General features: G+C 61.9%; 18 protein-coding genes. 14 read left to right on the top strand and 4 right to left on the bottom strand.

The features are described 5' to 3' along the window. The first annotated feature begins 57 nt into the window (after positions 1–57). The 5 genes from ACIPW4_RS15195 (at position 58) to ACIPW4_RS15215 (ending at position 5825) form a co-directional block, all read left to right on the top strand. A complete protein-coding gene (locus ACIPW4_RS15195; RefSeq protein ID WP_400659066.1) occupies positions 58–2433 on the top strand; it encodes a glycosyltransferase in 2376 nt (791 codons plus the stop codon). Between the two features lie 158 nt (positions 2434–2591). Beyond that, a complete protein-coding gene (kdsA, locus tag ACIPW4_RS15200) occupies positions 2592–3431 on the top strand; it encodes a 3-deoxy-8-phosphooctulonate synthase (protein ID WP_400659067.1) in 840 nt (279 codons plus the stop codon). A gap of 25 nt (positions 3432–3456) precedes the next feature. Continuing rightward, complete coding sequence (gene kdsB / locus ACIPW4_RS15205; protein WP_400659069.1) at positions 3457–4743, top strand: 3-deoxy-manno-octulosonate cytidylyltransferase; 1287 nt, start codon at positions 3457–3459, stop codon at positions 4741–4743. 318 nt (positions 4744–5061) lie between these two features. Further along, on the top strand, positions 5062–5355 hold the full coding sequence (locus ACIPW4_RS15210) for a hypothetical protein (protein ID WP_400659071.1): 294 nt from the start codon (positions 5062–5064) through the stop codon (positions 5353–5355). Positions 5356–5357: 2 nt separating this feature from the next. Beyond that, positions 5358–5825, top strand: coding sequence for a hypothetical protein (locus ACIPW4_RS15215; RefSeq protein WP_400659073.1), 468 nt, complete (start codon positions 5358–5360; stop codon positions 5823–5825). A gap of 64 nt (positions 5826–5889) precedes the next feature. Here the strand turns inward: ACIPW4_RS15215 and ACIPW4_RS15220 are convergent, their stop codons facing one another. After that, on the bottom strand, positions 5890–6822 hold the full coding sequence (locus ACIPW4_RS15220; protein WP_400659075.1) for an SIS domain-containing protein: 933 nt from the start codon (positions 6820–6822) through the stop codon (positions 5890–5892). Between the two features lie 441 nt (positions 6823–7263). On the opposite strand from ACIPW4_RS15220, the gene ACIPW4_RS15225 reads away from it, so the two are divergent. Continuing rightward, complete coding sequence (locus ACIPW4_RS15225) at positions 7264–7545, top strand: hypothetical protein (RefSeq protein ID WP_400659077.1); 282 nt, start codon at positions 7264–7266, stop codon at positions 7543–7545. A 272-nt stretch (positions 7546–7817) separates the two neighbouring features. Here the strand turns inward: ACIPW4_RS15225 and ACIPW4_RS15230 are convergent, their stop codons facing one another. Then, the gene (locus tag ACIPW4_RS15230) at positions 7818–8879 is read right to left on the bottom strand and encodes a phosphotransferase (protein WP_400659079.1); all 1062 of its coding nucleotides are present in this window, start codon (positions 8877–8879) and stop codon (positions 7818–7820) included. 455 nt (positions 8880–9334) lie between these two features. Continuing rightward, entirely contained in the window at positions 9335–10081 is a 747-nt protein-coding gene (locus ACIPW4_RS15235; RefSeq protein ID WP_400659081.1) for a hypothetical protein, read from the bottom strand. Between the two features lie 333 nt (positions 10082–10414). Here ACIPW4_RS15235 and ACIPW4_RS15240 point away from each other — a divergent pair, with 333 nt between their 5' ends. From ACIPW4_RS15240 to ACIPW4_RS15275, 8 genes are all read left to right on the top strand, one after another. After that, the gene (locus ACIPW4_RS15240; RefSeq protein WP_400659082.1) at positions 10415–12439 is read left to right on the top strand and encodes a capsular polysaccharide biosynthesis protein; all 2025 of its coding nucleotides are present in this window, start codon (positions 10415–10417) and stop codon (positions 12437–12439) included. Next, positions 12379–13698 carry a capsule biosynthesis protein gene (locus tag ACIPW4_RS15245; protein WP_400659084.1) on the top strand — a complete coding sequence of 440 codons (1320 nt, stop codon included), beginning with the start codon at positions 12379–12381 and terminating at the stop codon, positions 13696–13698. Before ACIPW4_RS15240 ends, ACIPW4_RS15245 begins: the two co-directional genes overlap by 61 nt. Further along, a complete protein-coding gene (locus ACIPW4_RS15250; protein WP_400659085.1) occupies positions 13695–14471 on the top strand; it encodes an SDR family NAD(P)-dependent oxidoreductase in 777 nt (258 codons plus the stop codon). Before ACIPW4_RS15245 ends, ACIPW4_RS15250 begins: the two co-directional genes overlap by 4 nt. Before the next feature lie 7 nt (positions 14472–14478). Beyond that, the gene (locus ACIPW4_RS15255) at positions 14479–16077 is read left to right on the top strand and encodes a sulfatase-like hydrolase/transferase (protein WP_400659160.1); all 1599 of its coding nucleotides are present in this window, start codon (positions 14479–14481) and stop codon (positions 16075–16077) included. 4 nt (positions 16078–16081) lie between these two features. Beyond that, entirely contained in the window at positions 16082–16651 is a 570-nt protein-coding gene (locus ACIPW4_RS15260) for a GNAT family N-acetyltransferase (RefSeq protein WP_400659087.1), read from the top strand. Continuing rightward, the gene (locus tag ACIPW4_RS15265) at positions 16648–18768 is read left to right on the top strand and encodes a capsular polysaccharide biosynthesis protein (protein ID WP_400659089.1); all 2121 of its coding nucleotides are present in this window, start codon (positions 16648–16650) and stop codon (positions 18766–18768) included. The genes ACIPW4_RS15260 and ACIPW4_RS15265 overlap by 4 nt, the downstream gene beginning before the upstream one ends. A 3-nt stretch (positions 18769–18771) precedes the next feature. Then, positions 18772–19815, top strand: a complete 1044-nt coding sequence (locus tag ACIPW4_RS15270; protein WP_400659090.1) for a phytanoyl-CoA dioxygenase family protein — start codon at positions 18772–18774, stop codon at positions 19813–19815. 509 nt (positions 19816–20324) lie between these two features. Next, positions 20325–20780, top strand: a complete 456-nt coding sequence (locus ACIPW4_RS15275) for an REP-associated tyrosine transposase (protein WP_400659092.1) — start codon at positions 20325–20327, stop codon at positions 20778–20780. Positions 20781–20893: 113 nt separating this feature from the next. Here ACIPW4_RS15275 and ACIPW4_RS15280 read toward each other — a convergent pair whose 3' ends face one another. Then, positions 20894–22246: an aminotransferase class I/II-fold pyridoxal phosphate-dependent enzyme gene (locus tag ACIPW4_RS15280; RefSeq protein WP_400659094.1), complete on the bottom strand. Its 1353-nt coding sequence runs from the start codon at positions 22244–22246 to the stop codon at positions 20894–20896. Positions 22247–22252 lie beyond the last annotated feature (6 nt).

The following is a 22252-nucleotide window of genomic DNA, read 5'->3' on the forward strand; positions in this document are numbered from 1 at the left end:
GCCTTTGAATTTAATCACATATCAATATTCGCCTTTAGACATGCGGAAGGAATATGCATGAGCTACTCACATAACGATATCACATTAGTTTTCGGCATCCGGGCTCGCGACTACAACCCATGGGTTCTCGAGCGTCTAGCACTGGTAGGCAGCTACTACAATCCTCTGCCTAAGGTAGTTATTGTCGACTTTGGCTCACCTGAAGACCAAAGCGCAAAAATTAAAGAAATTTGCGAGCAGCACGGGTTCGACTATCAATTCGTAGAAGATTATGAGACCTTTTCCCCTGCCATTGCTCGCAACTCGGCAGTTGCTCATGTAAAAACGCCACTTATTTTCTTCAACGACATCGATTGTTTCTGGACATCTGATTTCTTTGCAAAGCTTGCCCACGCAGCCAATATCGAGCAATTAGATCAGTACTGGGATCGCATGCTAAACATGCCGGTCTACCATCTAACTGAAGAAGCAACCACCGACATCGCTCAAGGTTATGTTCCTGAGCAAGAAGCCAATGCACTGATGTCTCTAAAAATGGAGCAAACTGCACACCGGTCACTTGCATCCTGGAGACGCCAGCACGTCGACTTCGTTGCCCCATATAGCAACGTCTTCCTTATTCGCAAAGACTACTTTGAACACCTTGGCGGGTACAACGAAACATTCCGCGGCCACGGATCAGAAGATTTCGAATTCCTTATCAGATACGCGCTCATCAGCAAATATCTGCCAACACCTGCGCATCTTGACAAAGATTTTTACGGCCCTCTTCGAGACGCCTACTACACAGAGCTTAAAGAATATAAAGGCTACAGAAGACTATTTGAGGTCCTTTCGGCCCCGGCCGAACTCCTTGGCCTGAAAGTCATGCACTTGCATCATGACAAGCCAGCGGTAAGTGACTGGGTTTCCAAAAACGACTGGAAACGTAGTAACTTCAATATTGAGCTTGAGAAAATCATGAAAACTCCGTGGAAAATCCTTGAACAGGATTGGCTTCCGCGAGAAAAAAAACTACTGGTGCTACTGAAGCATAAAGACCAGTATGAATACTTCTTGCCAATGAGATCAGCTGGCTACTCCATCGAGGTGCTGCTTCCAGGCGAGCATATGCCCGAGCGCGTAGTAGATAAAATCGAGAACGGTTATTATGACGCCGTATCGATTTTCAATCCTTACATGAAATCGCACGAAGCCATTCGGCCTTATCATGAACTGGCGAAGAAATGCGGTATCAAAACAATTGTTGTAGAGCGTGGCGCTCTGCCAGGCAGCTGGTACTACGCGCCTGAAGTAGCTTACAACGACTCTGACTACAAGACTCAAGCTTATCTCGACTGGAGCCCCAGCCAAGTCGAAACAGAAGCAACCACTGCACTTATTAGCGAGCTCCAAGGAGGTAGCAGCACCCTTGAAAAGCTTTCTGACTACCAGCCTACTTATGACAAACACTCGCTAGTTTCTGCACTTGCGAAGAAGACCATATTCATCCCTCTTCAATTGCATGATGACATGGCTGTAACTCGCTACACCGAGGGGCACGTCAGCTATAGCGATCATTATGACTCGGTACTGTCAATTTGCGACAAAATTGATCAAGACACTGTCGTATTCATCAAGCCGCATCCACTTTCAGCCTATAAACTTGAGTTCCCGCAAAACAACGTAATTGTTTGCGATCACTCCGACAACATCCACGCACTTATTGACTTGAGCGACGCTGTAATCTGCTACAACAGCGGTGTAGGACTTCTCAGTCTAGTTCACGGCAAAGAGACCTACACCGTTGGCAACTCTTTCTATAGCCACTCATCAGGACTCGCCAAGAAAGCTGCAGATCTTGATGAGGCACTAAAAGCCATCCACGATGAGAGCGCGGAAAAAGTATCGCCCGCTGCCGTATTCCAATTTGTCGGCTGGCTTGCACACAGAAAGTACTCTTATTTCCTCGCCGACTCTGTTGTTAGAGACTTTGGAGACAGGAAATCTCACGCATACAAAAATATCTTGCCTAAACGTCTTAATATTGATGACTTCCACATCAACGTTACGCCATCCAAGCAAGATCGCACCTATTTCAAGAGCTCTTATCTCGCAGCGAAGTACAATATTTATCACAAGAGCGCATCAAATCCAGCTGCCACCCCAGCAGATGTCGCCGAGCCGAAACTGGCACCTGTGTTAACTAAAAAGCCAGCAGCCGACACCCCCGTTAAAGATCACGCTCTGACGAACAGCAAGGAATATAAGAAGTATAAGCTTAACAAAAAGCTCCGTACCACTCCTTATAACTACTTCAAGGATGCCAAGAAGCCGATGACCAGAAGCCTGCGATTCCTTTTCATTGAAAAGTATCACGGACCTCTGTTCCGCTTCGGCCTTAAACTGTTGGTACGCCCAGTTAAAGAGCCAGAAATCCTAGCTACCAAATAAGTCACAAACCCGCAGTCATTCGGGCATCAGCCAAGATGCCCGAATAGTCTACAGCTGGCTCATAGATAGACAACGGAAACTTAACTTTCTTTGGCTAATGCTTTAACTTCCCTGCTTAGCCAGCTAGGCATGCCCCTAGAATTTCCCGAGTAAGAACATTGAAAATAACCCCAACTATTGAGTGCTCCAACAGCGCCCCGTTCGTCCTCTTCGGCGGCATCAACGTGCTCGAATCCGAGGACCTGGCCCTGACCGCTTGCGCCGAGTACGTCCGGGTTACCGAGAAACTGGGCATCCCTTACGTGTTCAAGGCCAGCTTCGACAAGGCCAACCGTTCCTCGATCCACTCCTACCGTGGCCCAGGCATGGAAGAAGGCCTGCGCATCTTCGAGAAGGTCAAAGCCGAGTTCGGCGTGCCGATCATCACCGACGTGCACGAAATCTACCAGTGCGCACCGGTCGCCGAAGTGGTCGACGTGCTGCAGCTGCCCGCCTTCCTCGCCCGCCAGACCGACCTGGTGGTGGCCCTGGCCAAGACCGGCAAGCCGGTGAACATCAAGAAGCCGCAGTTCCTCAGCCCGTCGCAGATGCAGAACATCGTGCACAAGTTCAAGGAAGCCGGTAACGACCAGCTGATCCTGTGCGACCGCGGCACCTGCATGGGCTACGACAACCTGGTGGTCGACATGCTCGGCTTCGGCGTGATGAAGCGCACCTGTGACGACTTGCCGATCATCTTCGACGTGACCCATGCCCTGCAGAATCGCGACCCGTCCGGCGCGGCCTCCGGTGGCCGCCGCGAGCAGGTGGTCGACCTCGCCCGTGCCGGCATGGCAACTGGCCTGGCTGGCCTGTTCCTGGAAGCTCACCCGAACCCGAACCAGGCCAAGTGCGACGGCCCGAGCGCCCTGCCGCTGGACAAGCTGGAGCCGTTCCTGGCGCAGATCCAGGCACTGGATGACCTGATCAAAGGCTTCCAGCCGCTGGTGATTTCGTAAGCCCTCGGCAACAAGGACTACAAGCATGGCAACTTCTGAACAACGGGTCGCGATCGTCATTCCGGCCCGCTACGGCTCCACCCGCCTGCCGGGCAAGCCGCTGGCCGATATCGCTGGCAAACCGATGGTGCAGCACGTTTACGAACGCGCCCTGCAGGTTGCCAATGCACAAGTCGTGGTCATCGCCACTGACGACGAACGCGTTGCCGAGGCCGTGCGTGGTTTTGGTGGCAAGTGCGTGATGACTTCGCCGGACCACCCTTCCGGCACCGACCGCCTGGCTGAAGTGATGGCCCAGGTTGAAGCGGACATCTACATCAACCTGCAAGGCGACGAGCCGCTGGTGCGCCCAAGCGATATCGAAGCCTTGGCTGCCGGCATGCTGGCCGATGCCAGCGTAAGTGTAGGCACCCTGTGCCACCCCATCGACGCGCACGAAGCGACCAACCCGAACACCGTCAAAGTGGTGCTGGCGGGCAATGGCAATGCACTGTACTTCAGCCGCTCGCCTATCCCCTACCCGCGTGACAGTGAAGCGGCGACCTACCTCAAGCACGTTGGCGTCTATGCCTATCGCCGTGCAGTGCTGGCTGAGTACTCCAGCCTGCCGCAGCCAATGATGGAACACGCCGAGAAACTTGAGCAGCTGCGCTTGATGGCTGTCGGTTACTGCATTCGGGCCTATGTCGTCGAACCGACCGGCCCCGGTGTGGATACACCAGAGTGCCTTGAACAGGTACGCGCCCTGATGACGGGCCAAGCGCCGATGCCCAAGCCAACGCTTGCGGATATCCGACTGGTGATCACCGATGTGGATGGCGTGCTGACCGATGGCGGCATCTACTACGACGCGACCGGCGAATGCCTCAAGCGCTTCCATGTGCGCGACGGCATGGGCATGCGTTTGCTGGAAGAGAATGGTGTTCGGGTAGCGGTGCTGTCCGGGCGTGATTCGGCGACACTGCGCAAGCGGGTGGCAGACCTGGGAGTGACGCTGTGCCAGTTCGGCGTGAAGGACAAGCTCGCGGCCTGTAACCAGCTGATGGCTGAGGCTGGGGTGACTGCAGAGCAAACCGCCTGCATCGGGGACGATTGCATCGACCTGCCGGCCTTCGCGGCTTGCGGGATGGCGTTTGCGGTGGCTGATGCGCCGATTTACGTCAAAGCGGCGGCTACTCAGACGCTGAATGCGGCGGGGGGTACCGGTGCGTTCCGTGAGGTGGCTGATGCCATTCTGTTTGCGCAAGGCAAAGGGGCAGTACTGGGCAGTGCTGCGGGTTATGCGAAAGTGATGGCGAAGATGGCTCAGTGATCGCTAGCCGATTCGCAACAGCATAATCAGTACCCGAACCGGCCAGGGGCATCGCCTGCTCCTGGCCGCATGCCTTTCCTGACGAGCCATTCAGCTGCGGGGAAATTGAGGCCGCTCGAACAGCACCTGTCTGACTTACGAAAATACGTAACTTCCCACAGCCCTACGAAACATGCCCCTCAGGCTTACAGCCTTTGCCATCTCTCAGAGCAAATTTCCTACTTCATGCTGGGGTGGAAATCCTACACTCATGAATGACAAACTGCGGCAGCCGGCATAGGGCAACCGGGTGCCTAAGCAAAATCTACTGGAGATTCCATGATCGACTTCGACAAAGCCATAAGTGTCGCCGAGGCCAATGTCAAAAAACTCGTGAAAACCGCGACCAACCTCGAGGTGGAAGGCGCGCTCATTTCCTCGGATGGAAAGCTCTACGAGGTGACATTCAGCTACGACAGGCTCAGCCCCGATGCTGACGCGCTGCCAGACGGCACGCCCAATACCTTCAAGACACTCGCCAACTTGCTGAGCAAACGCAGAGAGTACAAGGTCTTTCTCATTGACAGCGAAACAGGTGAGTTCAAAGGCTTCAAAAGCCAGAAAGAGGCCTGAGTTTGAAAAAATCGAAATTGATAATAGACACCAACTTGTTACTTCTGCTTATCGTTGGCTCCATCGAAAATGGAAGGCATATAAAAAGCTCGAACCGCCTCAAAGCCTTTAAAGAAAGTGACTATCAAAATGTTCTTAATGTCATGCAGCAGTATCGAGCGGTCTACATCACGCCGTACATCGCAACTGAAATCTCAAACCTTATCGACCTCACTGGCTATGTGTATGAGCGCGCACTCGAAGTCGCCAGAGCGTTTTTCAGGATTTTTGAAAAGATAAATTCCGACATCGAAGAGGACAGTGCACCCGCCCTCTTCCTCCGCTATGGCATCACCGACACGTCATTGGTAAAGCTGGCCGGCGAATACACCATCCTTACAAATGACGCTCGATTGCTACCGCCACTGTACGAGGCCTGCCCAGAAAACGTACTGCCTTACGAACTGGTCAAGGCCGCTCGCGCCCTGTGAGCATAAACAGCCGCCTGCAACAGCTGGGACAACCAGCAGCGTGTTGACACTGCTGGCCTGAGTGTCAGTCGAAGATTTCGACCACACCCACTACAGCTCCCTCTGCATCCGTCACCGCCAACGCCCGGATCTTGTTATCCAGCATGTACGTCTCAGCCTCGGACAGCTGTGCATCTTCCTGAATGGTATGCGGGTTGGCCGTCATGAACTTGGCAACGGTCTCATGCACGATGCCTTCATCCTCCAGCAGCGCCCGGCGCACGTCGCCGTCGGTGACGATGCCGACCAGCTTGTCGTTGTCCATCACCACGGTCAGGCCAAGGCGGCTGCGGGTCATGATCAGCAGGCAGTCGTGGAAATGAGTATCCAAGGAAACAACCGGTGCCGGCGAGTGCATCACGTCACGCACACGGGTCAGCAGCTTGCGGCCCAGGCTGCCGCCGGGGTGGTAGCGGGCGAAGTCCATCGGCTTGAACTGGATGGCTTCGATCAGGGCCACGGCCAGGGCGTCGCCCATGGCCATGGTGGCCAGGGTCGACGTGGTTGGGGCCAGGTTGTTCGGGCAGACCTCGCGCTCGACCGAAATGTCCAGCCAGATGTCGGCGTGCTTGGCCAGGGTCGACTTGCCGTTGCCGGTCATGGCGATGATCTTGTTGCCGAACGACTTCAGGCTTGGGATCAGCTTGATCAGCTCTTCGGTTTCGCCGCTGTAGCTGATGAGGATCAGCACGTCGATCGGCTTGAGCATGCCCAGGTCGCCGTGGAAGGCTTCGGCGGGGTGCAGGAAGAAGCTTGGGGTGCCGGTGGAGGCGAAGGTGGCGACCATCTTTTGGCCGATCAGGCCGGATTTGCCCATGCCGCACACCACGGTGCGGCCCTTGCAGCCGAGAATCAGTTCTACAGCGCTCTGGAATTCGCCATCGAGGCGGTCGGCCAGTTGGGTGACGGCTTGGGCCTGGGCGATGAGGGCTTCTTTGGCGATGTCGAGGTGGTTCATTTTCGTCCCTGAAGACTGCAGTTAATGCGAAGCGGCGAATGGTAAGGTTTTTGTCATGTGAAGCAAAGCGTTGCGGCGGGGTTTGGCGGGAAAGTGACTGGGGGGTTCTGAATGGCATGGTCCTACTTCGGATTCAGACGCTTCCTACAAGTTGGGGCTGGAGATCATGGAGCTGGGAAAATATCCTACGCACTCTGTCGGCAGGCGTCTGATTGTGGCTGGGAAGTTTGCACCTTAGGCTTTCCGGGTCGCTGATTCTCAGCGGCCGGGTGTGGAAACCCGTATAAGCATTTTTGGATTCTGTCGTTAATGGCGGCTGTACGCGGGAGGCCACGTGCCTACCGAGTTTTCCTGAATGCACTCGGGTTTCCACCCTGCGTACCGCCGCCACCCTTCCTGTGGAACGGAAAGGTGGTGTGCCATAAGCGTTCAGGATAAATCATGAAAAAAATCGTACCCGATCCACCCCACTCTCTCGATCTGCCACTCGATCGGACCTTTTCCAGAGCCATCAGCGACAACCTTGTTCCCAAGGAATATGTGCTGCTGAATATTTCCAACTACCTGATGTTTGCCTATAGCGATAGTCGCCAAGCCCTCGAGCGGATCGAGGATGAAGAGACGCGCCAGCTTCTGCTGCATGGGTTGCGGGCGATACAGATTGCCTGGGGGCAGTCGGAAGCGCTTGGGGCGGCCATGGAGCGAACGGCGCCGGGGCAGTAAGGGTCGAGTTGAACTGCATCAGGGCCACAGGGGGCCTGCCTGGAGATTGGGTGAAGGCTGCCATGGGCCTGCCACAACAGCTTCAGCGCCTGTGAGATCGAGCGCCGCCCGCGCGGCGCATCCCGGGCAAGCCCGCTCCTACAGTTTGTTTCGGGCCAGTCATTCCTGTGTGGTCACCACTGCTCGCTTTGGGGCATGCCTGGGGATTGCATGAGGGCTACAAGGTGCAGGGCTGGAGATCGGGTCGAGGCAACAGAATGCAGCATGTCCTTTCAGAGGCTGGTGGCATCGGTTGCAACCAGACCCAGCAGATAATCGTATTTCTCGCGCAACAAGGGCATGCGCTCGCGTTCGCGGTACTCGTCCAGCGTCTCCGGGCGCAGGCAGTGGAACAAGGCGGTCAGCAAGAACACATAGCGCATGTTGCGCAGCGCCTGTTCTGTGGCGAAGTGTGGTGGCAATGCTTCGCGGTAGGCGTTGATGAAATCATCTTGCGCGGCCAGGTACATCGCCATGTCCTTGCGCCGGAACAGGCTGCCCAAGTAGGCGCCGCCATCGAAACCGACTCTGCCGACCTTCACCTCGCTCCAGTCGATCAGGTGCAACTGGCCCTTGTCGACGAACAGGTTCTTGCGCAGGTAATCCATGTGGCTGAAGCAGCGCGGGCTGCGGCGTGCTTCGCGGGCCAACTGGCGGGTGAGCGGGATGAACGCTTCGAAGCGCTGCGCCAGGCTAGCAAAACGTGCATCCTCGCGGCCCAGTTGTGCCAGGCCCGGCATGCAGCGGGCGAAATTGAAGCGTGGACGCAGCAGGAACCACGGGCGGAAGAAGTCCATGCTCCACAACAGCGGCGCCTTGGCCAACGGCTGGGCCTGCAGGTGGGCATGGCTGAGCTGTTCCAGCTCGGCGATGCCCAGCGCCAGCTGCCGGGCGATGGCCTGCATGCGTGGCGGCTTGCCGCGCACGAATTCGCTGAAGATCAGGCTTTCCCAGGGGGTTTCGATCACGCCCAGGCAGGCGGGATAACGGAACTGCGTGCTCCCGGCCAGCATGCCTGCTTCGCGGTGAAAACGCGCTTCCTGGCTGCCGAGCAAGGCCACCTTGCGGATCGATTTTTCCACTACCTCAACCGGCTGGCCAGTGCACGGGTCGGTGAAGCGATGGTGGCGCACGTAATTGACGAAAGACGCGTTCGAGGCCAGGTCCTGGCTGCTGATATCCAGCGCCTGACCGGCCCATTGGGGCATCAGTGCGTGCAGGTGCTCGGCGAGAGGGGCCCGTTGCCAGCGGTAGAGCGTCTTGCTCACTGCGGGCGGGCGAGAAGGGGCAGTCATGGCATCCGATCAGGCAGCAGCCGTGTGTCCATCTGTAGCTGTGAAGGGGGTATGCTGCGGCATAGGCGGCTGATGTACAACGAAAAGTTGTTGCAGCGGTGGTGGTTGGGGCATGACAGTGTCCGGGCTGACAGGTGCCTGCCATTACATCTTCAGCGCTCTTGAGATCGAGCGCCGCCCGCGCGGCGCATCGCGACCAAGGTCGCTCCTACATCTGTTTCGGGCCAGTCATTCCTATGCCGCCAACAGGATCCGCGCGCCGATGCCGCTCCACCCGTCTCCAGCCATGCACCAAGGCGGTCCCTGTTGGCTTCACAGGAGGGACTGGCCCGAAACAGATGTAGGAGCGACCTTGGTCGCGATGCGCCGCGCGGGCGGCGCTCGATCTCACAGGCGCTGAAAATGCCATGGCGGGTCCCTTGATGCCCTGGCGCAATCCCCAACCCAACCCAACCTCAGAACGCCATCCCCAGCTTCACCCCATACTCATCCCGCTTCAGCTCGGTGTTGTCCCTCACCAGCGACTGGTCCTCGATCTCATAATTGGACCGAATGTAATAAACCCCCGCCTGAATCGGGAAGTCACCCTGCTGGTTCATCAACAAGGTGATTTCCGCAAAGGGATTGGTGCGATCCTTCATGTCGCCCGAATTATCGTCAAAGCCTTCGACATCCAGATTGACCCGGCCATCGAACATGCGCCGCACCCCCGCCTCCACTCGTACCGTAGACCAATCGAACTGGTGGTTGTAACCCAGCGCCAGCTTGGCAAACGGCGCCTTGTAGGTCAGGTCGGTGTCGAGCCTGTGCGACACCAGCTCGAAACGCTGCCAGGTGTAACCGACCCCCACGATCACATCGGCAAAATTGCGTGCATCCAACGCCATGCGCCAGCCCACGTCCAGGGCGGCCCGGGCATCCTTGAACTTGTAGTCGTCCTGTTCGGCGTACTTGCCCTCCGCGCCAAGCTGGTACACCAGGCCGGACTCGGCCGTCATCTTGTTGCCGTAGCTGGCGAACAGGCCACCTTCCCAGACGTGCTCGCTCTGGGATTGCCTGCCACCGTGGAAATTGAATTCGTCGTAGGCGCCGATCAGGCCAACGACGAAGCGGGGTTCAGTGCTGGGAGCGGCAGTTGCCGCGAGAGGGGTAGCCATCATGGCCAGGATGCAGGTCCGGTGCAGCATTTTGGCTTTGTGCATGCGGTAGGTCTCCATGACATCAATCAATTGACGAACCTGATTACGAGGATAGCGCTGCGCTCAAAGTTCGCTGCCGATTGCCTGCAGGCCCCAAAGTCGAAAGTCCGTCACAAAAATTGACCGACAGACGGTCATTGCCGGCGATTTGATATCAAATCGCCTCTAATCCCCCCGACATTGCTGAAAAACCTCTGATTTCTTTGTAGGAAATTTCTCTAAAAGCAATTTTCCTTATGCGGAATTGTATTAAGATTCGCCGCCTACGAATTCTGGATCCCATAAGGGACCGACCTCCTGACACCTTGTTCTGGTATGGAAGCCCGCTTCTCGTTTATGGATGACGCGTCACACCGCCCGCGCTTGCTGATCCTGTCCAAAGGTGCCCAGCGCATCAGTACCTTGCCTGCCTTGTTGCCCGACTACGCGCTGCACAACGGTGCCGTGCGCGACGTGCCGGGCGCCGACCGAGTGATGGCCTGGGGGCGCAAGCCCAGTGCGCTCAAGGCCATGGCCGAGGCTAGCAAGGCCGGCAAGCCGGTACTGACGCTGGAAGACGGCTTCATCCGTTCGGTGGGGCTGGGGGCCGATGAGCCACCGCTGTCGCTGATCGTCGACGACGTCGGGGTGTATTACGACGCCAGCCAGCCGTCACGGCTCGAGCAACTGATCGCCACGCCCCTGACTTCCGAACAGGCCGAGCGCGCCGAGGCGCTGCGCAGCCTGTGGCAGCAGCAGCGGGTGTCCAAGTACAACGACGCCCGTATCGAACAGCCGCCCTTGCCGGCGGACTGCGTGCTGGTGGCCGACCAGACCTGCGCCGACGCTTCGTTGCAAGGCGCCGGGGCGGCGGACTTCCAGGCCATGCTCGGAGCAGCCCTGGCGCGCTACCCCCACAGCACCATTCTGCTCAAGGTGCACCCCGACGTGGTCGCCGGGCGCAAGGCCGGCCACTACGATCTGGCCGCGCTGGCGGGCAACCCTCGGGTGCAGGTGCTGGCGCGCAACGTCCACCCGGCCGAGCTGCTGCCGCGCATGCGCGCGGTGTATGTGATGACCTCGCAACTGGGCTTCGATGCCCTGCTGTGGGGCGTGCCGGTGCACACCTGGGGCATGCCGTTCTATGCCGGCTGGGGCCTGACCGACGACCGCCTGCCGGCACCGCCGCGGCGCATGCCGGTCTCGCTGGCGCAGCTGGTGCACGCCAGCCTGGTGGCCTACCCGCGTTATGTGTGCCCCGAGCGCGGTACGCCGTGCACGCCGGAAGTGCTGATCAATTGGCTGGGCCTGCAGCGCCGGCACCGCAGCGTGCTGCCCGGCAACGTGCAGATGCTCGGTTTCAGCCGCTGGAAAGAGCCACTGGCAGATCTGTTTTTCAATGGCGCAGCCATTCGCTTCGTCAAGCCCGAACAACCCCTGACCGGTGATATGCCGGTGGTGTCGTGGGGCTGCAAGCACGACGACCACCTGCTCGACCACCCGCACGCGGTCAACCGCGTGGAAGACGGCTTCCTGCGCTCGGTAGGCCTGGGCGCCGGCAAGGCGCGGCCGCTGTCGTGGGTGGTCGATGACCTGGGCATCTACTACGACGCCACCCGCCCTTCGCGGCTGGAGCGCATTCTCGCCAGCGAAACCTTCACCCCTGAACTGCTGACCCGTGCCCAGGCCCTGCGCCTGGCCATCTGCAGTGCCGGGCTGACCAAGTACAACCTGCCCGGCGCCAGCTGGCAGCGGCCTGCCGAGGCGCGCCAGGTGATCCTGGTCACCGGCCAGGTCGAGGGCGACGCCTCGATCCGCTTCGGCGGCAACCAGATCCGCAGCAACCTGCAACTGCTGCGCGCCGTGCGCGAACACAACCCGCAGGCCTGGGTGCTGTACAAGCCGCACCCGGAAGTGTTGGCCGGTACCCGCGCCCGTGGCGACGATGAGGCACAAACCGTGCATTGGTGCGACGAGGTGATCGGCAACACACCGCTGCAGCAGCTGCTGGAGGTGGTGGACGAGGTGCACGTGCTGACCTCGCAGTCGGGCTTCGAAGCACTACTGCGCGGGGTGCCGGTAACCACCTATGGCCAGCCGTTCTACGCCGGCTGGGGGCTGACCCGCGACAGGGACCTGCAACCCCAGGTGCAGGCACGGCGCAGCCGGCGCCTGAGCCTGGACGAACTGGTGGCGGGCACGCTGCTGCTCTACCCCACTTACGTAAGCCGCATCACCAACCGCTTCACCACCGCAGAACAGACGCTTTACGAACTACAGCATTGGCATGCGTTACCGCAGCAGCAAGGAGCTACTTCCCGATGGCAGGACTTGAAACGACGCTTGAGCGGTTTGTTGGGGATCAAGCGCCCCAACAACTGAATGCACGGGCGACACGTGGTCCGCTGCTGCGTATTCCCACCCATAACTTCCTGTTCCTGCAAGGGGTCAGCTCGCCGTTCTTCAACCGGCTGGCCACGGCCTTGCGCGGTATTGGCCAGCGCGTGCACAGCGTGCGCTACAACGTCGGCGATGCGCTGTATGGCGCCAATGGCGGCTACCTGAACTGCCCGCACAAGGCCGAGGACAGCGAAGCCTGGTATGCCCAGGTGCTGCGCCAGCTCGACATCACCGACCTGGTGCTGTTCGGCGACTGCCGCCCGGTGCATCGCCCGGCGGTGAAGCTGGCGCGGCTGTATGGCGTGCGCGTGCATGTGTTCGAAGAGGGTTACTTCCGGCCCTACTGGGTGACCTTGGAACGCGACGGGGTGAACAACCATTCGCGCCTGCCACGCGACCCGCAGTGGTACCGCGAGGTGGGCAAGCACATCCCGCGCTACCACAACGGCAACGCCTTCAAGCTGTCGTTTGCCGCACGTGCCACCCACGATGTGCTGTACCACGCCGGGGGAGCGCTCAACGCCCTGCTCTACCCGCGCTACCGCACCCATGCGCCGTTCAGCGCGGCAACCGAATATGCCGGGTTCATCCGCCAGGGGCTACGCCTGATGCGCGCCCGCGTGCATGACGATGCGCTGGTGGCGGAAGTGGCCCGCGAGCGGCACCCGACCTTCCTGCTGCCGCTGCAGCTGGACAGCGATGCGCAAATTCGCGACCACTCGCCGTTCCAGAACATGGAGCAGGTGATCGAGCATGTCATCGACTCGTTTTCGCTCAACGCACCGTTCGATGCGCGCCTGCTGATCAAGAACCACCCGCTGACGCCGGGGCTCGTCAACTACCGCAAGGTGGTCGCCAGGCTTGCTGCGCAGTACGGCGTGGAAGACCGCGTGCACTTCATGGAAAGCGGGCACATGCCCACGCTGCTTTCGCACATCGCCGGCATGATCACCGTCAACAGCACCGCCGGGGCTTCGGCGCTGCTGCACCATCGGCCCACCTGCGTGCTGGCCGAGCCGATCTACGCCATGCCGGGCCTTACCCACCAAGGTGGGCTGGACACCTTCTGGCAGCAGCCGGAGGTGCCCGACAACACCTTGTTCCAACGCTTTCGCAATACGGTCATCCACACCACTCAGGTCAACGGCGGGTTCTACACCGGCTGTGGCATGGACATGGCGGTGGCCAACTGCCTGGAAGTGCTGATGGCAAAAACTTCAAGAATCGAACAGTACCTATGAACCGCACCGCTTCGCCCCGCTGCATCTTCATCACCGGCGCCACGGGTGGCATTGGTGGCGCCCTGGCGCCGGCCTATGCCGCGCCGGGCGTGACCCTGATCCTGCAAGGCCGGCGCCAGGACCGGCTGGAGGAAATGGCCGCACAATGCCGCGCCCTGGGTGCCGACGTGCTGCTCGAAGCCATCGACGTGCGTGACCTCGACGCCTTGCGGGCGATGGTGCGCCGGGTCAGCGACGCCCATCAGCCCGACCTGGTGCTGGTCGGCGCCGGCCTGAACACGGCCGTGGGCGCCAATGGCGAGGCCGAATCCTGGCACGACAGCCGCGCCCTGCTGGAGGTCAACGTGATGGCTGCGCTGGCCACCGTCGAAGCGGCGCTGCCGGCCATGCGCAGCCGTGGCCACGGGCAGATCGGGCTGTTCAGCTCGCTGGCCGGCTGGCGCGGGCTGCCGGTGACCCCGACCTACAGCGCCAGCAAGGCGGCGATCCGCGTGTATGGCGAGGCGATCCGTGACTGGCTGGCGCCGGAGGGGGTCAAGGTCAATGTGATCGTGCCGGGTTATGTGGAGTCGAAGATGTGCTTCGAAATGCCCGGGCCCAAGCCGTTTCTGTGGACGGCTGAAAAAGCCGCCAAGCGCATCAAGCGTGGCCTGGCGAAAAACCAGGCGCGCATCAGCTTCCCCTTCCCGCTCAACCTGGGCACCTGGCTGCTGGGGCTGATCCCGCAGTGGCTTTCTTCGATGATCCTGCGTGGGCTGAAGTACAGTGATTGATGTTTCCTTGTTGCCGGTTGCCGTGGTCGGGCTGGGCCTGACCGTCCTGGTCGAACGCCTGCTGGTGCCCCGCCCCGCCCTGAACCGCCCGCTGGATTGCTGGCTGCTGCACGCAGGCTTGTGGTGCGTGGGTTTTGCCGTGCTCTACGGGCTGACCGCGCGGGCGCTGTTCAGTGGCGTGAACCTGTTGTTGCTGTGGCTGCTGATCGTGCTGGTGAGCAATGCCAAGTATCACTCGCTGCGCGAGCCGTTCGTGTGCGCGGACTTCGAGTACTTCAGCGATGCGGTGAAGTTTCCGCGCCTGTACTTGCCGTTCTTCGGGTTTGGCAAGGCGGCGGTGCTGGCGGCCGGCTTCCTCGTTTACCTGTGGGCAGGGTTGAGTTTCGAAGTGCCCAAGGCGCGTGGCGAGGCAGTGCTGCCGTTGGTGCTTGGCCTGGGCCTGCTGCGCTTGGGGCACCGGCAGGTGCGGCCGAGTTTCGATGCCGAACGGGATGTGCTGGGCTGGGGACTGGCGGGCAGTTTGTGGCGCTACTTCTGGGCGGCAAGGGTCAAGGTGGACCGGGATGGGCTGGGGTCTCCGTTCGCTTGGGCGGGTGATGGCGGCTGTGCTGGCCCCATCGCGGGCAAGCCCGCTCCTATAGCGAGCGCGAAACCTGTAGGAGCGGGCTTGCCCGCGATGAGGCCAGCACAGCCAACCCACCTCCCCGACCTGGTCTCTATCCAGAGCGAATCGTTCTTCGACGTGCGCAGCCTGTGGCCCGGCGTGCGCCCTGATGTACTCAGGCAGTTCGACCGCCTGGCCAGCGAATCCCTGGCCCACGGCAAACTGCAGGTCGCCGCCTGGGGCGCCAACACGGTGCGTACCGAGTTCGCCTACCTCACCGGCATCCCGGCCGAACGCCTCGGTGTGCACCGCTTCAACCCGTACCGCGTGCTGGCCCGCCAGGGCTTGCCAAGCATCGCCGCGCACATGAAGGCCTTGGGCTACCGCACCGTCTGCATCCACCCCTACGACGGCAGCTTCTATGGCCGCGACAAGGTGCTGCCGGCGCTGGGCTTCGATGAGTTCATCGACGTGCGCGCCTTCGAGCCGTCGCAGAAGGCCGGCCCGTTCATCGGCGACTGCGCCGTGGCAGAAAAGATCCGCGTGCTGCTGCAAGACCCGATGCGCAAGCAACCGCTGTTCATCCATGCCATCACCATGGAAAACCACGGCCCGCTGCACCTTGAAAGCGTCACCGACGCCGAGCTGCCCAGCTGGTTCGACCGCCCGTTGCAAGCGGGCATGAAAGACCTGGCACCCTACCTGCGCCACATCGGCAACGCCGACCGCATGCTCGGCATGTTGCGCGATACCTTGCAGGGCCTGCCCGGCGAAGCCTTGCTGTGCTTCTTTGGTGACCATGTGCCGATCCTGCCCGAGGTGTACCAGGCCATCGGCGCCCCGGCCGGCGATACCGACTACCTGATCTGGTCCAACCGCCGTCAGCCGGGCAGCCAGGCCGCCCCGATCCGCGTCGAAGCGTTGTCCAGCGCGGTGCTGGCCGAGGCCCTCGCGGCCAACGCCAGCAAGCCGGCGTGCAAAGCCGCCGCCGGGGTAGCCTGACACCGTGCTGCGCATCGTCCTGGGATCGGACCTGGCACCGGAGCGTGCCGCAGACCCGGCCCTGGCGCACCTGCTGAGCCAGGGCCGCGGCTCGCTGGCGTTTCTGCTCGGCGATGCCGCCTGCCGCTATCGCCTGTTGACCACGGGCATTCACTGGGACCGCGTGCTGCTGGCCTTCGACGGCGAGCGGGCGGTGGGCTTCGCGGCATTCAAGCATGCCCGGCGCGGGCCGTTCGCCTTGCGCTGGCGGCCGTTCGTGCGTGAGTTCGGCCTGGTCGCTGGCGGGGTACGCTTCGCCGGTTTCTGCCTGAGCGAATGGCGCGAGTGGCGCTACCCGTTCCTGCTGTACGGGCTGCGCGTGGACAAGCCTGCGCGCAACCAGGGTGTCGGTGCAGCCCTGGTACAGGCCTGCTGCGCGCACGCCGCTGCCCAGGGTTTCGCCCGCATCGAACTGGAAGTGCCACTGGACAACCCACGGGCACGGCGGCTGTACCTGCACAACGGCTTTGCCCTGCGCCGCAAGCGCCTGGTGCCGTTCCCGCCGGTGCGCGGGATGTGGCGGGGGCTGCCATGAACACACCACAGCAGGTGGACCTGCAAGCGCTGGTCGAAGGGCCGGGCTGGGTCGGCATCATGTCGCAGTGGGTGGCCTGGAAGGTCCTGCACTTGCCGCAGTTCCTTGGCCCTGAAGGGCCGCCCTTCTGGCTGTGGCGCCGTGGCAGCCGCAAGCCCAAGGGGCTCAAGGCCATCGCCGGCATCGGCTACAAGCAGTCGTCTGCCCACGCACGGGTGCTGTGCCAGCGCTGGGGGCTGCCCTACATTGCGCTGGAAGACGGCTTCCTGCGTTCCTCATCGCTGGGCATCGAAGGCGACACACCGATGTCGATGGTGGTCGACCCGATCGGCATCCACTACCTGGCCGATCGGCCTTCGCTGCTGGAAAACATCCTGCAGCAGCCCGAAGCCCTGAGCACAGCGGAGCTGGACTGTGCCCGCGAGCTGATCGCGCTGATGCGCAGCAGCGGCATCGGCAAGTACAACAACGCCCCCGACCTGCCCGCCGATGACCCGCTGGGCCGCGAGCGGCCGCTGGTGCTGGTGGTCGACCAGACCGCCGGTGACTATTCGATCCCCGGCGGTGGGCTGTGCGAGGCGGATTACGTGCGCATGCTCGACACCGCCCTGGCGGAAAACCCCGACGCCGATGTGCGGGTGCGCATCCACCCGGACTGCCTGGGTGGGCAAAAGCCCAGCTGCCTGCTGGCAGCGGCCAAGGCCCGCGGGGTGACCCTGGAGGCGCGGCCGGTGGCGTGGGCATCGTTGGCCAGGCGCGCCAGGCGGGTGTATATCGGCACCAGCCAGGCGGGCCTCGAAGCGCTGATCCAGGGCGTGCCGGTGACCTGCTTCGGGCTGCCGTTCTACGCGGGCTGGGGGCTGACCGACGACCGCATGGCGATCCCCCGCCGCCAGGCACAGCCGGACCTGGTGCAACTGGTGGCAGCGGCCTACGTGCGCTACTGCCGCTATGTCGACCCGCTGACCGGCGCGCTGACCGACGCCCTCACCGTAGCCCGCCAGCTGGCCGGCAAGAAGGCCCGTGACGCAGAGTTCGCCGGGCGCACCACGGTGCTGGGGGTCAAGCGCCACAAGCAGCACAACATTCGCCGCTTCTTTGCCAGCCGTTGGGGGCAGTTGCACTTTGCCGTGGATGCGCCGGGCCTGGTGGCCAAGGTGGCGGCCGAACAAGGGCGGCTGCTGGTCTGGGCCGCGCGCGAGCCGGCACACCTGGCCGAGCAGGCGCGCGCGGCCGGGGTGCCCGTATGGCGGGTCGAGGATGGTTTCATGCGCTCTACCGGGCTGGGCGTGAACAACAGCCCGGCCTTGTCGCTGGTGCTCGACCGTGGCGGCATCCATTACGATGCCCGCTCCGCCAGCGACCTGGAGCACCTGCTGCAACACGGCGAATTCAGCCCCGCCTGCCTGGCCGACGCTGCGCAGCTTCGCGCCAGCATCGTCGCCAACGGCACCAGCAAGTTCAACCTGCGCCAGGGGCCGCTGCCCACGCTGCTGGGCCAGCCAGGCCAACGCCGGGTGCTGGTGGTCGGCCAGGTCGAAGACGACGCCTCGGCCCTGAGCAGCGGCGGCGGCGCGGGTTGCAACCTGCGCCTGCTGCAGCAGGTGCGGGCGAGCCAGCCAGACGCCTGGGTGCTGTACAAGCCGCACCCGGATGTCGAAGCCGGCAAGCGCCAAGGCCAGGTCACTGCCGGGCAACTGGCGGGCCTCGCCGACCAGGTGCTGGGCGGGGTCGACATTGCCACCCTGTATGGCCAGGTCGACGAGCTGCACACGTTGAGTTCCACTGCCGGTTTCGAAGCACTGCTGCGCGGTCTGCCAGTGGTGACCTATGGCACACCGTTCTACGCCGGCTGGGGCCTGACCCAGGATCATCAGCCGTTGCCGCGCCGTACCCGGCGCCTGACCCTGGACCAGTTGGTAGCCGGCGCCTTGATGCGCTATGCGCGCTATGCCGACGTTCAGCAAGCCCTGCCCTGCGATGCCTGGCACGCCCTCGCCTGCCTGAACGCACCCCGCCCGGTGCGCCTGGCCGACCACCCGCGAGTGGCGCCGTTGCTCAACTACACCCGGACCATGCTCGGCTGCGGCCGGGCCCTGGCCCCAGCAAAGGACTAGACCATGCCTGTATCGATCAAGGACATCGGCCGTTACGCCGCGCTACCCTGGCATTGCCTGCAACTGGCCACGCACGCCAAATCGTTCGAGAACAACCCGGTGCTGGGCAGCGCCCGGCTCAATGCCCTGGGCCTGCACGTGCAGCGCCGGCAACTGGCGATGGCCATGGCCGCTTACCGCCGCCAGGCGCTGGCCGCACGCCTGGCGCCGGCCGAGCGCGAGCACTTCGAACAGAACGGTTTCTTCATCCGCGAGAACGCCTTGCCGGCCGCGCAGTTCGCTGCCTTGCGCGCCGAACTGGGGGCACTGCGCAGCACTGGCTGGGAGATGCGCCAGGGCCGCGCCGTCACGCGCCGGGTCAGCCTTGACCAGGACGTGCTGGCGGCCAACCCGGCCAGTGCGGCGTTCGTTGCCGACCGTGGCGTGCGCGACCTGATTGCCTATGCGTCGTCGAATACCGGGGGTATCACCTATCAGTTGCAGTCGATCGTGATCGACGCTGCCAATGCCGACCAGGACCCGCAGACCCGGCTGCACGCCGACACCTTCCACCCCACGGCCAAGGCGTGGTTGTTCCTGGATGATGTGGAAGATGACCAGGGCCCGTTCAGCTATGTGCCGGGCTCGCACCGGCTGACCCCGGAGCGCCTGGCCTGGGAGTATCGGCAGAGCCTGGGTGCGGCGCGCTCGCAGGAGCAGATGCACCGTGAAGGGTCGTTCCGTATCGACGAGCCGGACCTGGCCGCCCTCGGCCTGCCTGCCCCCCGCCGCTTCGCCGTGCCGGCCAACACCCTGGTGGTGGCCGACACCTCCGGCTTCCACGCCCGCTGCGCCAGCCGCCAGGCCAGCCACCGGGTGGAGATCTATGCCAGCCTGCGGCGCAACCCGTTCATCCCGTGGCGCGGTGCGCACCTGTTTGCACTGCCGTGGATTGCCAACCATCACATGCGCTGGGACATCCGGTTGAAGCGCTGGATGGGGTTCGACAAGAAGAGCCATTGGCGGTTTGTGGAACAGTTGAATGCTTATGAGGCGCCGCATATCTGAGGGGTTGGCGGGTGTATGCCTCTGGAGAGTGCCAGGGCTGAGAGGTGCCTGCCTTTAGCTCTTCAGCGCCTGTGAGATCGAGCGCCGCCCGCGCGGCGCATCGCGACCAAGGTCGCTCCTACATCTGTTTCGGGCCAGTCATTCCTGTGCCGCCAACAGGATCCGCCTTGGTGCATGACTGGAGACAGGTGGAGCGGCATCAGCGCCCACCGAAATACATCGTCATGCCAACAAGGCGGTCCCTGTTGGCTTCACAGGAGGGACTGGCCCGAAACAGATGTAGGAGCGACCTTGGTCGCGATGCGCCGCGCGGGCGGCGCTCGGTCTCACAGGCGCTGAAGATCTTGTGTCAGGCACCTGTCAGCCCTGATGCCATTCCCAGACAGGCACCTGCAAGCCCTGATGCAATCCCATGCATCTACAGCCTCAAATCTTGAAACGGATTGACTGCTCATCCACCACAGAAATAGCTAGCCTTCCGATGGCCATGTCTACTCAAGGATGATCGCATGCCCTCTCCCCAAAACTGCTTGCTCCGCCGCGGCCGCTGCTCTGAACCCGGCAGGCTCTATTTACTCACTTCTACCACTGACCAACGCAGGCCTCTGTTCCATGATTTCCATTCTGCCAGGTTGGTGATCAGGCATTTTCGCCAGGCCGACCAGGAAAACGACTGCCAGACCCTTGCATGGGTCGTGATGCCTGACCATGTACATTGGTTGATCGAATTGAAAGAAGTGACGCTGGGCGCCTTGATGCGCCGCTTCAAGTCGCGATCCAGCCATGCATTGCGAAAAGCCGGCGCGCGGGCGTCTCCAGTCTGGCAGAGCGCCTATCACGACCGCGCCTTGCGACGGGATGAAGATGTGGTGAAGGTTGCGCGGTATGTCATTTACAACCCGGTAAGAGCGGGGTTGGTGAACAGGGTAGGTGATTACCCGCACTGGGATGCTGTCTGGTTGTGAGGTGGGTGAGGCTGGCAGGTGCCTGCCACAATATCTTCAGCGCCTGTGAGATCGAGCGCCGCCCGCGCGGCGCTCGATCTCACAGGCGCTAGAAATGGTATGTCAGGCCCCTGTCAGCCCAACCGCACCATCTCCTCAGCCACCACCGCCACGGTATGCCGGATCTGTTCCTCGGTATGCTCACACGACACAAAAAACCGCACCCGCGCCGACTGCTCGGGCACTGCGGGGTAGAGGATCGGCTGGGCATTGATCCCGCGTTCGAACAGGGCACCGGACAACCGCCCGGCCTTGAACGAACTGCCGGTAATAACCGGAATCACCGCCAACCCCGTGCTGGTCGCCGTGTCCAGCCCGGCCTCGCGCGCCAGGCGCAGGAACAGCTCGCCACGTGCCTGCACCTGGGCGACCCGTTCGCGGTCCCCCGCCAGCAACTTCAGCGCTGCCAGCGCCGAGGCCGTGACCGCAGGCGGCATGCCCACGCTGTACAGAAACCCGGGCGCCAGAAACTTCAGGTGCTCGACCAGTGCCGTACTGCCACAGATGTACCCGCCGCAGCTGGACAGGGTCTTGCTCAGCGTCCCCATCCAGATATCGACATCATCACCCGCCAGGCCAAAGTGCTCGCGAATGCCCTTGCCGGTCGCGCCCATCACACCCAGCGAGTGGGCTTCGTCGACCATCAGGAACACCTTGTGCTTGCGCTTTAGCTCGACGAAGCGCGGCAGCTCCGGGTAGTCGCCATCCATGCTGTAGATGCCCTCCACCACCACCAGCACCCGCTCGAAATGCTGGCGCTGCTCGCCCAGCAGGCGGTCGAGCGCCTGCCAGTCGTTGTGCGGGAAACTCAGGCGGCGCGCGCCGGACAACTGAATGCCCTGCAGCACGCTGTTGTGGATCAGTTCGTCATGCACCACCAGGTCGCGCGGGCCGAACAGGTAACCGATGGTGGTGACGTTGGTGGCATGGCCGCTGACCATGACCACGGCATCATCCACCTCGTACAGGCTGGCCAGCTCACGCTCGAGCTCGCGGTGCAGCGGGCGGTCGCCCGAGACCGGGCGGCTGGCCGACACCGAGGTGCCGTAGCGGTCGATGGCCGCCTTGGCCGCCTCGGCCACCGCCGGGTGGCCGGAATACCCCAGGTAGTTGTAACTGGCGAAGTTCAGGTACTCGCGCTCGCCAATGCGGGTCTCGGCACCGGCAGTGCCTTCGTGCAGGCGGAAGAACGGGTTGCTCAAGCCCAGGCGCACGGCGCCCTGCTGCATCACCCGCAACTGCTGGTAACCCGGATGCTGGTCGAAGCGGTAGAACGCTTCTGGCACCTTCAGCGCAGCCTGCTGCGCCTGCTCCAACGTCGCACCTTCGGCGCTTGCGCCGCCCTCGCTGCGCCGGCGCGCAAGCGCTTGCTGGATCAGACGTTGCTTGGTGTCGCCACCGAGGCCGGTGGGGGTTCTGGCTGTCATCTAGGG

It is taken from the genome of Pseudomonas sp. NPDC089996, assembly GCF_044748405.1.
Lineage (GTDB): Bacteria > Pseudomonadota > Gammaproteobacteria > Pseudomonadales > Pseudomonadaceae > Aquipseudomonas.

Coding starts and splice junctions, on each gene's coding strand:
- ACIPW4_RS15225 (WP_400659077.1), top strand. CDS start 7,264: ATGAAAAAAATCGTACCCGATCCACCCCACTCTCTCGATCTGCCACTC.
- ACIPW4_RS15240 (WP_400659082.1), top strand. CDS start 10,415: ATGGATGACGCGTCACACCGCCCGCGCTTGCTGATCCTGTCCAAAGGT.
- ACIPW4_RS15280 (WP_400659094.1), bottom strand. CDS start 22,246: ATGACAGCCAGAACCCCCACCGGCCTCGGTGGCGACACCAAGCAACGT.
- ACIPW4_RS15235 (WP_400659081.1), bottom strand. CDS start 10,081: ATGCACAAAGCCAAAATGCTGCACCGGACCTGCATCCTGGCCATGATG.
- ACIPW4_RS15265 (WP_400659089.1), top strand. CDS start 16,648: ATGAACACACCACAGCAGGTGGACCTGCAAGCGCTGGTCGAAGGGCCG.
- ACIPW4_RS15195 (WP_400659066.1), top strand. CDS start 58: ATGAGCTACTCACATAACGATATCACATTAGTTTTCGGCATCCGGGCT.
- ACIPW4_RS15230 (WP_400659079.1), bottom strand. CDS start 8,879: ATGACTGCCCCTTCTCGCCCGCCCGCAGTGAGCAAGACGCTCTACCGC.
- ACIPW4_RS15275 (WP_400659092.1), top strand. CDS start 20,325: ATGCCCTCTCCCCAAAACTGCTTGCTCCGCCGCGGCCGCTGCTCTGAA.
- ACIPW4_RS15270 (WP_400659090.1), top strand. CDS start 18,772: ATGCCTGTATCGATCAAGGACATCGGCCGTTACGCCGCGCTACCCTGG.
- ACIPW4_RS15210 (WP_400659071.1), top strand. CDS start 5,062: ATGATCGACTTCGACAAAGCCATAAGTGTCGCCGAGGCCAATGTCAAA.
- ACIPW4_RS15220 (WP_400659075.1), bottom strand. CDS start 6,822: ATGAACCACCTCGACATCGCCAAAGAAGCCCTCATCGCCCAGGCCCAA.
- ACIPW4_RS15245 (WP_400659084.1), top strand. CDS start 12,379: ATGGCAGGACTTGAAACGACGCTTGAGCGGTTTGTTGGGGATCAAGCG.
- ACIPW4_RS15250 (WP_400659085.1), top strand. CDS start 13,695: ATGAACCGCACCGCTTCGCCCCGCTGCATCTTCATCACCGGCGCCACG.
- kdsB (WP_400659069.1), top strand. CDS start 3,457: ATGGCAACTTCTGAACAACGGGTCGCGATCGTCATTCCGGCCCGCTAC.